This is a genomic window from uncultured Amphritea sp. (assembly GCF_937127095.1).
Lineage (GTDB): Bacteria > Pseudomonadota > Gammaproteobacteria > Pseudomonadales > Balneatricaceae > Amphritea.
On sequence record NZ_CAKZLP010000050.1, the window covers coordinates 122,097 to 129,380 of the forward strand.

Sequence of the window (7,284 nt, forward strand, 5' to 3'; positions counted from 1 at the left end):
GACCTTGTTAGTAACCTGAAACACGATTAGTAGCGTGGATCCCACATTCTGCTACCCATCTCTTTTTCGTATCCCTGGCCAAATGGGTAGCTGACAATCTCCAGTTGCATGCCCCAGGGCGCCATGAAATACACCCAGGTCAGACCTTTCATGCCGGTATCAGTGAAGGTGTGTGGTTTGCCCAGCACTTTGATTCCTTTTTCTTCAAGGAACTTAACTGCAGCGTCCATATCGTCTACGTAAAAGGCAAGGTGGTGACCTCCAATGTCGCTGTTACGCGGGAGGGTCGTTCTTTGATCTGGAGATGTATATTGAAAGATCTCAAGGTTCACACCATTGCCACAGCGCATGAGATGGGCGGTGGATATCACCGCTTTTTTGTCAACGTTCAGGTTTTCTGTCATCCAGTTATCATCAAATGGACCGAAAGGGCCGATTGAATAGAAAGATTCGCAGCCGATGACATCTTTGAAGAACGCCGTCGCTTCTTCAACATCCGGGACGGTGAACCCCAGATGCTGACTGCCACGCATACCGGGTATGCCAGCCTGACTTTGTTGGATTAAGAGGGAAAATAAAAATAGTGAAGCTGATAGTATTTTTTTCATGTTGATTCTCCATGGTTTATGAACAGTGAATACTCATAAACGCATTTCTTGTGCCAGTTGCTAAATTGACTCTGAAAGGCAGAGAATACGGGGAGGTTGTAAGGCAGGGTTAAATTGTCTGAGGATTGTTGCAGCAGTGTGTCGCACGTTTCGAGTCAGTATGTTCCAGCCCATGATCCATATGATGTAGTGGCACAGATTAGTTTGCAGTGATTTTTTATAGAAGAGTGTCAGGTAGCGGATTCAGCTTTTCAGATGCTGGATATAGAACCCCCGCAATGAAGCGGGGGCGGGGCACGTATAATTTAATAAGGTCGTTCTATCGGGCTCAGCGGTTGGCGAAGTACATTGTTACTTCGAAACCAATTCTCAGATCTTTATATGCTGGTTTTGTCCAGTTCATTTTATTTTCCTCATTTAGATATGAATACATCACGTGACTTATGACGCCACACCCTGATAAAGCAAAGATCGTACCTGACTGACGATCCGTGACACTTATTGCTGCCAGAGATTTTGTTTTGCTGTTGCGATCAAGAGGATAAGTGTTGAGAGCGGGATATATATCTGCTTTAAGGGCTGTCATGGTTTCACTGCCGGATATCCTCCTCATCCCCCTCCCGAGATGGGTAGCACAGACTGTGTCATCCGCTGACACGATCTGTATTGCGGGACTGAATTTACTTTCGCTATAGCGCTGTTTTTTTATTTGTTCATTAATTTATGGTGATCAATTAATTCAAAAATATCAGTAAGTTAATAGATATTCTAAATCAGTCCTTCTGTTTTGGCCTGCATGTTGCGTTCCTGTCTGATGTGTAGTGGTGGACTCAGCTCAGCTGAGTGAGTCTGCATGATATTGATAGATGGAGATCGAAAAGTGATTAAAATAAAAAAACTAGCGCTATCCGCATGTATTACGTCAACGATTGCATTGTCGTGCGCTACGGCATCTGTTGCCGTAAATGCTGCTTCTGAGAATCCTGATGACTGGCCGCAATACCATCGTACCTCCGATGCATGGCGCTATAGTCCTCTGGATCAGATTAATGCAGACAACATTGATAAGCTGAAAGTGGCCTGGATTCATCAGCCGGGTGATATTCAGATGGGCCTTCAGGCGACACCCATCGTCATTGATGGTGTAGCTTATTATATTGGGCCAAATAACAACGTGTTTGCCCTTAATGCGGCGACCGGAAAACAGATCTGGCACTATCAGCCAGATCTGGATGCGATTGTCGATGAAGTGTTCTATGTAGCCGCAAGCCGAGGTGTTACGGTGGGTCATGGTAATGTCTATATCGGCTCTCTGGACGGTCGATTTATCGCCCTTGATCAGAAAACCGGTAAGGAAAAATGGTCCACTCAGATTACCGATCAGGAGAAGTGCTACGGTTGTCTGTTCTCCTCTCCTCCACAGCTGGCGGGTGATGTTCTGTTCGGCGGAACAACCGGTGGTGACCAGCCTACTCAGGGCAAAATATTTTCGGTTAATGCGATTACCGGCGAAAAGATGTGGACCTTCGATATCCTGAAAAAGGATGATCCAAAAAGCTGGCCAGGTGATTCCGGTGAAGTCGGCGGAAGCGGTGCATGGTTGCCCGGCACCTATGATGAAAAAACTGACACCATCTTTATCGGCACCGCAAATGCTGCCCCCGATTTCTATGGTGCTGAGCGTGAAGGGGATAATAAGCACAGTGCCAGTTTGCTGGCGATCGAGCCTAAAACCGGTAAGTTGAAGTGGGCTTATCAGGAGATCCCTCACGATGTATGGGATTACGACTCTGCTTATGAGGCATTGAGCCTGAAGGTAGATGGAAAAGATGTTTTAGTGCACCTTAACAAAAGCGGATACGTTTTTGTCCTGGAGAAGGATACCGGTAAGGTTGAGAATGTCTGGCCTCTGGCCGAAAACATCAACTTCGTTAAGGGGATCAATCCGAAAACCGGTGAGCTGATTGGCCGGGTTGATATGCCTGAGGGCAAAGAAACCACTATCTGTCCTTATCTGCTGGGGGCCCGTAGCTGGAATCATGGCGCCTATAACCCCGATACAGGCCTCTGGTATACCAACGCGATGGAGGTATGTAACGTTGTCGTACCTGCGCCTCAGGAACATGAGAATGTTGGTATCGCCGGACTCTATCTGGGTGTCAGCAAACTGGTGGCGGTTCCGCCTCCGGGTAAAAAAGCCTCTGCCCGACTGGATGCCCGTGACCCGATTACCGGTAAGCTGAAATGGTCTGTTGATTATCCGCTGCCGGGTCTGGGTAGTGTTCTGACCACCGGCGGTAACCTTGTGTTCAATGGCGACCCCTACGGCGTAATCCATGGCTATAACGCTGAGAACGGTAAAGAGATCTGGAACTTCAATGCCGGCTCCGGTATTCGCGGCGGTATCGTCAGCTATTCAGTCAATGGCAAGCAGTACATTCTCGCGGCCACCGGCTTCGGTTCTCATGCGCCTGGATTTATGGCGAGTGCTTTCCCTGAAGTGAGTGGGTTGCCCGGCGGCGCCGCGTTGGTTGCATTCACGCTGGAAGACTAGTTAGTTCCGCATTGGGGGTGGCTTTGCTGCCCCCTTTTTTCCTGATAATTAAAGAGGAGGGAAGCCGTTATGTCAGTTAATGTATTTGGATTTATGCGGTATAGCGTATTTCTTATCGCGCTGTTGAGTGGTGGTGTTTCTGCCGTGGCTCCACCGGTTACCGAGGGTGGGACAAAGGGCATCAAAAAGGATCTGGAAGCACCGGAGTTTGTCGCCGAGATGAAGGCGAAAGTATTCAGTAAAGAGGAGATATCCGTAGCGAATGGTGAACATCGTTTCAATCAGACCTGTGTTTACTGCCATGGACATCAGGGCTCCGGTGGTAAAGCAAAAATGTTGCAGGGACGTGAGTTTGATGCGGACTACCTGTTCAAAACGATTACCAAAGGTAAAAAGCGTGGCTCACTTGTGATGCCGCCCTGGAAAAGGACGTTCACACCCGAAGAACGCTGGGAGTTGGTGACCTATATCCTCTCCCTGAGTGAAGAAAAGAAAAAACAATAAACAGAGGTGTCAGATATGTGTACAAAAACAGGAAAGCTGACCACCCGATTTGCGATGCGGATAAAAACAGTTGTTATCAGTTTTATGGCGCTTGCAGTCATCGGTATCAGCCCGGTTTTGCACGCCCAGACGTTAAGTGAAATAAAAGCCAGTGGGGAGATAAATCTATGTGCCAATCCGGAACAGATGCCGTTTTCTCAGCGGGCGGATGCGCCGGAAGGTTTCCAGATAGATGTGGCCAGAGCTATCGCTGAAAAGTTAGATGTCTCCCTGAATGTTTCCTGGATCTTTTCTAAGCGTCAGGCGAAGAAAGTGGGTTGTGACTTTTATGCCGGGGTTGCCCGGCTTAAAGAGGGGGATTCGAAATACCTGCTGATAACCGACCCTTATATGCGTCTTGAGTTTAAGCTGGTTACCCGTGACAACGGTCCCATTATCAACAGTATAGCGGATCTCAAGCCACTGGTTGTCGGGGTCTCACCGGGTAGCATTGCCTCCCATGCGTTAACGATAAACCATATCAGTATCGCTGTACGTTTTCCCGATGAAGCCAGTCGTTTGCAGGCGCTTGCCGACGGACTGATCGACGCGGCTCTGGTGACTAATGTTTCTTCAGGGTGGTTTCAGACAGGCCAAACGAAATTACAGGTGTTTGATGCTGAGCGTATTCTGAATACAGAGTTAAATTATGACTATGCGCTGGGGTTGCGCAGGTCGGACGATGACTCACGTAAAGGTTTCAATCAGTTGCTGGCTGAAATGAGGGGGGATGGATCACTATCGAATATATTGAATCGGTATGGAGTTCAGTAAAGCTGATTTGAGGATTGCACGGTTTGCTACCTCTGTTTCTGCTTACCCAAGGCAGAGTTTGGAGCGCCTTATTCGCGCTCCTTTTTTTGTATCCTGGATCGAGCTAAGGGCAGTTTGACGCTGATGGATGGAAAGGGGAGTGTTGGACAGAAGAGCGTTTCAGGGGCGTGAAGGGGGATTTTGCCGCTAAGAGGCGAGTATACTGGGTTTCAACGAATCTATGCTATATTTAACTGAACCGTTTTTGTTCCAAAGTATAGTTTTAATCTGAGCTGAAAATAGTAACGTAGGGTAGCATCGGCTTTTACAAACTTGACACTAAATAAATATAAAAATGATCTTTGTCTGACGTTGGATTGCGAAGGACGGGAGTGAACAGGTGAATTGATGTCTTCAAATACAGGTTATTCTGATAAGAATGCGAAGTCTGTAAACATAGGTTCTCCAGGGCAGAGCGATACTGATAAGTATATTCAGAGCTCCTGGCAGCGGTGTCGTGATCAATACAAGATTTCCCCTGACTCTAATATAGAGCTGGTCTCATTTTCTGAGTCTGAAGTCAGGCAGCGTCGGGAACCGATGGAAAAACTGTTGAGCGATTCCGAAGAGGTTTTTGATAAGATCAGAACGGTATCGAAGCAGAGTGGTTATGCGGTTCTGATAACTAACACTGAAGGCGTAGTTGTTAAATCCTATGCGGATTCAAACATCAGTCATGACCTGGAGCAGAAAGGGCTGCGTCAGGGCACCCTGTGGTCAGAGAAAATTGTCGGCACGAATGGCCTGGGAACCTGTTTAACCGAATGCAGGCCGGTAACCGTGTTTGCTGAAGAGCATTATGGTTTTAATCTGCATAATTTCAGTTGTTCCGCTGCCCCCCTGATCTCTCCGGACGGTACGCCATTTGGTGCCCTCGATATCTCCACCTATGCCTCTGGAAACAGGCTTTATCAGGCTCTGGCGCTTAATCTTGTTTGCGAGACCGCAGATGAAATAGAAGCGATTGTTTTTAAAAACGCCTATGCACATCAGCGCGTTATCAGTTTGTCATTTTCCCCTTTCAGACCGTTAACATCGGCTCTTATTGCCGTGAATGACGGAGACACCATTATCTCTGCAACAACGCCTCTGCTGCTTACACTCGGCTGTCGGGACCGTTATGAGTTAGTCGGGCGTAAGTTTCAGGAGGCATTCAGCCATAACTTAGAGCAGTTGGAATCATCAGGTGTTGCCGAACTTTTTGTTAGGCTTAATGATCAACCGCTAAAACTCTATGCGACTCTGATACAGAACTCAGCCTTTGACGCGCGGACAAAAGCGTCTCAGCATTCTCTGGTTAAAGGCTTAGAATCCAACCGTTACTCTGCTAAAACGGCAGACTCCGGTGCTCAGGATACGGATACACCTCTGTTTAACGCTGCCGGAAAAGAGCCTCTGTTATTGAAACAGGCCAGTCGTTGTCAGCGTATTGTTAATAAAGGTATCAGTATCCTGCTTCAGGGTGAAACCGGTACCGGTAAAGAGGTATGGGCCCGGGCACTGCATAACAGCAGTGACCGTGCAGACAAACCGTTTATCACGCTTAATTGCGCTGCGATTCCTGAGTCGTTGATCGAAAGCGAACTGTTTGGTTATGGTGCAGGTACCTTTACCGGTGGGTTGAAAACCGGCAAGGTGGGTAAAATACAGGCCAGTAATGGCGGTACCCTGTTTCTGGATGAGATCGGCGATATGCCGATTGAACTGCAGGCCAGTCTGCTCAGAGTGCTTGCTGAAAGTGAGATCATCCCGCTGGGCGAGGTTAATCCTGTCAAGGTCAGTCTGAATGTTATCTGTGCGACCCACCGTGATCTGAAAGAGCTGGTTAGCAGCGGTGATTTCCGCGAAGACCTGTTCTATAGAATCAGTGGTTTCCAGGTTGCTTTACCTAGCCTGCGTGAACGGGAAGATAAGCCGGTTATTATCGAGAAAGTTCTGCGTGCTCTCTGTCTGGATGAGGAGAATGCTGAAAATGTACAGGTCGCCCCGCAGGCGTTGAAAGTACTGTGTCAGTATCAGTGGCCGGGCAATATCCGCCAGCTAAAAAATGTACTTCAATACGCGATGTGTATGCGTGAGGGGGATCTGATTCAGGTTGATGATCTTCCTGATGAAGTTTTTGCAGCGCCTGTAGCGATTGGACATCAGACCGAACAGTTCTCGTATGCTCCACCATCACGGTTGGTATCAATGACAGGTCTGTCTGGGAGATCACCCCGTGAGGAAACGTCGGAAAGACAGGCGTTATCGGAAAAAGAGGAATTAGAGCAGGTGCTTGAACAAAACCGCTGGGTGGTCACTCGGGCGGCCAAAGCCCTGGGCATCAGTCGCTCAACATTACACCGTAAGATTAAAAAGTATAACCTCTTTATAGATGAGCAGAACGGTGAGTTAGATTCTATGTCCTAAACGTGTTTGTCTTATCAGCCTGAAAACCATGCACCTTTGCATGGTTTTTTTTGTTCTTTAACGGGATTATGACAATGCCGTTGATAAGCCTTAATCGGCTGAGTCAGAGTGTCGCATGCGACCGGAACATAGTGTTGCTGTCGGTCTTGATTACCAGTTATTTTGTTATTTTATTGTTAATAATCAATGGCTTATTATTTGGCTTGGTTATTGCTTTTCCTATTTGGTGCGCTTTTATCCGGAATGATAGGCTGGACAGCTGAAAGTCATAATACAGAAGAATAACAATGAAAATTCAGATTCTAGGTTCCGCAGCGGGCGGCGGCTTTCCTCAGTGGAACTGTAACTGCCGCAACT

The 7,284-nt window shown here is 47.6% G+C and carries 6 protein-coding genes; 4 read left to right on the forward strand and 2 right to left on the reverse strand.

From position 1 onward, the window contains the following. Positions 1–26: 26 nt before the first annotated feature. Together Q0499_RS11515 and pqqA are read right to left on the reverse strand one after the other, a co-directional pair. A complete protein-coding gene (locus Q0499_RS11515) occupies positions 27–608 on the reverse strand; it encodes a VOC family protein (RefSeq protein WP_299199455.1) in 582 nt (193 codons plus the stop codon). A 328-nt stretch (positions 609–936) separates the two neighbouring features. After that, positions 937–1,011, reverse strand: coding sequence for a pyrroloquinoline quinone precursor peptide PqqA (gene pqqA, locus Q0499_RS11520; protein ID WP_075107990.1), 75 nt, complete (start codon positions 1,009–1,011; stop codon positions 937–939). 477 nt (positions 1,012–1,488) lie between these two features. Here pqqA and Q0499_RS11525 point away from each other — a divergent pair, with 477 nt between their 5' ends. From Q0499_RS11525 to Q0499_RS11540, 4 genes are all read left to right on the forward strand, one after another. Continuing rightward, entirely contained in the window at positions 1,489–3,162 is a 1,674-nt protein-coding gene (locus tag Q0499_RS11525; RefSeq protein WP_299199457.1) for a PQQ-binding-like beta-propeller repeat protein, read from the forward strand. A 69-nt stretch (positions 3,163–3,231) separates the two neighbouring features. After that, positions 3,232–3,666: a cytochrome c gene (locus Q0499_RS11530; RefSeq protein ID WP_299199459.1), complete on the forward strand. Its 435-nt coding sequence runs from the start codon at positions 3,232–3,234 to the stop codon at positions 3,664–3,666. 15 nt (positions 3,667–3,681) lie between these two features. Further along, positions 3,682–4,479: a transporter substrate-binding domain-containing protein gene (locus Q0499_RS11535; RefSeq protein WP_299199461.1), complete on the forward strand. Its 798-nt coding sequence runs from the start codon at positions 3,682–3,684 to the stop codon at positions 4,477–4,479. Between the two features lie 387 nt (positions 4,480–4,866). Beyond that, positions 4,867–6,927 (forward strand): sigma-54-dependent Fis family transcriptional regulator, encoded by a 2,061-nt coding sequence (locus Q0499_RS11540; protein WP_299199463.1) that lies wholly within the window; start codon positions 4,867–4,869, stop codon positions 6,925–6,927. Positions 6,928–7,284 lie beyond the last annotated feature (357 nt).